This is a genomic window from Vibrio sp. 10N.222.46.A1, from assembly GCF_041473595.1.
In the GTDB taxonomy this organism is placed as follows: domain Bacteria; phylum Pseudomonadota; class Gammaproteobacteria; order Enterobacterales; family Vibrionaceae; genus Vibrio; species Vibrio tasmaniensis_A.
In genome coordinates this window covers 1-1441 of sequence record NZ_JBFRSN010001226.1, presented here as the reverse complement: position 1 = coordinate 1441, position 1441 = coordinate 1, and the positions used below count along the sequence as shown (strand labels likewise).

Below are 1441 nucleotides of genomic sequence, written 5' to 3'. Positions count from 1 at the left end.
TCCCCTTGTACAGCGTTTGCGGTTAACGCAATGATCGGAAGACGAGGTTGGTTTTGGCTCTGCTCTTTTACTCGGATCTGCCTTGTTAACTCATACCCATCCATCTCAGGCATGTGGCAATCGGTAATTAGCAGCCCATAATCTTCATTATCTAAGGCAACAAGTGCTTCCTTGCCGTTATCTACCATGTCGGCATGGAAACCTAATTGCTCAATTTGTTGAAGAATTATCTGTTGATTGATTGGGTGATCTTCCGCTATTAAGATAAGTCTTTGATTCTGTTTGGCAGACTCACGCGACTCAGTACTCAATTTCAGATTATTATCATCTTGGACAATATCTTCCACAAACGCAGGACAGTTGTGCAAACAGTGCATCAACTGCGAAGGCAACAATGGGTTTGCTGACAGATTCCAGCCCAATTTGCATGGCGCAGGCGAAAGCATTCCTTGTTCACTGACACAAATAAACTGCACGCTTTCGGCGAACGTATCAATGCTCTGATCTAGCTCATGAGGAATAAACACAAAATCAGGCTCAATGGTATCGACCCAGTGTGCGAGCTCTTTAGTCACCTGAACATTCTTTGAGATAACCTTAATACCCCAAGATGTTAGATAGTTCTCTAATTCAGATTGCTGCATGAACGTTTTGGTAAGTAGCGCCACCTTGCCATTCATGTCCGCCCTGTTATTTTCAGCGAGCGTTTTAAGCGGCAGCGTAATAGAGAACGTTGAACCAATGTTGATCTTACTCGTTACGTTAAGACTCCCACCCATTTGTTCAATAAGTTGCTTCGAGATAGTCAAACCAAGGCCTGAACCACCATATTTCCTCGTGGTTCCTTCATCGGCTTGAACAAAAGGTTGGAATAGGTTTCGAATGTGTTCTTCACTGATACCGATGCCACTGTCAAACACCTCGAAACAAATTTGTTGCTGTTCACCATCCAGGTCGAGTAACTTTGCCGCTAAACCTACGGTTCCATATTCTGTAAATTTAATGGCATTGCTCAACAAATTATTCAGAACTTGCCCAATACGAATGTCATCCATTAAGACTAAATCATTCAACTCAGGGTCTAACCAAAATTTGAACTGTAACCCTTTGGCGTGAGCTTGCCTCGCCTGCAACTGAGTCACTCTAAGAGTCAATGTATCTAGACTTGCAGGCTGATAATCTAGGGTCAGCTTACCGGCTTCAATTTTCGAGAAATCGAGTATATCGTTAACAATATGCAGTAGGTTATTCGCCGACTGACTCAGCGTTGTATGGATTTTCTGAACTTCATAACCAACTTCATATTGCTCAGACAATTCCAACAAGCTAACAATCCCTCCCAATGGAGTGCGGATTTCATGACTCATGTTTGCCAAAAATCGAGACTTGGCCTCAGTTGCGGCGATAGCACTTTGTCTTGCTTGTGTTAGCTCTTCTTGCT

General features: G+C 43.2%; 1 protein-coding gene. It reads right to left on the bottom strand.

Annotated elements, in window-relative coordinates:
• Positions 1-1441 (bottom strand): ATP-binding protein (locus tag AB4496_RS25450; RefSeq protein ID WP_372132621.1); only part of this gene is annotated, 1441 nt, incomplete at both ends.